Origin of the sequence: Arthrobacter sp. ZGTC131, from assembly GCF_002929275.1 — a bacterium.
GTDB lineage: Bacteria > Actinomycetota > Actinomycetes > Actinomycetales > Micrococcaceae > Arthrobacter.
Window position 1 is genome coordinate 1 of the sequence record NZ_PJIK01000084.1, and the last position, 586, is coordinate 586.

At 64.5% G+C, this 586-nt stretch carries 2 protein-coding genes; one reads left to right on the plus strand and one right to left on the minus strand.

Annotation, left to right across the window (positions count from 1 at the left end):
• The coding region (locus tag CXQ90_RS21790; protein ID WP_368783947.1) for an MFS transporter at positions 1-249 on the minus strand (249 nt) is incomplete at its 3' end.
• 187 nt (positions 250-436) lie between these two features.
• Between CXQ90_RS21790 and CXQ90_RS21795 the strand changes: the two genes are divergently transcribed.
• A partial coding sequence (locus CXQ90_RS21795; protein WP_181038677.1) for an NUDIX domain-containing protein occupies positions 437-586 on the plus strand: 150 nt, incomplete at its 3' end.

The following is a 586-nucleotide window of genomic DNA, read 5'->3' on the forward strand; positions in this document are numbered from 1 at the left end:
CACGGCCAGCTTTTTACGGGGCATGCGTGCGCCCAGTGCTGCGAGGACGGGGGCACCGACCACCACGCCCAGGGCGTAAGCAGAAATGACGTGGCCGCCGGCAGGCACGGAAATGCCCAGATCGGTGACCATTTCCTGCAGCAGGCCCATGATCGCGAACTCGGTGGTGCCGATGGCAAAACCGCCAACCGCGAGGGCGAAGACGGCATGGGAAGCCCGCTTGGCATTGAGTGCGGGTGCTAGAGACATGGAACTCTTTCGGAAAGGATGCGGTTGAGCGGATGGACGGCGCCCGGGTGCGTGGACCGAAACAAAGAATGCGGGGAAGGACGCGCAGGGCCCCGGGTTGATGATCTCCGGGAGCTGGGCGGTTCACCGCAACAGCGCTGTCAGGACAAGCTTAGTCCAGGGCGGCCCGTAGACTCTTTCCGTGTCTATTTCCGAATTGAAGCAAGTTGTTGGGGCCGCGCTCGTGGACAGCTTGGCTGCCCCCACGAAACTGCTGGCCGCCCGGCGCACCGCACCCGAACAGTACGCGGGCATGTGGGAATTCCCCGGCGGCAAGGTGGAACCCGGGGAGACCTGC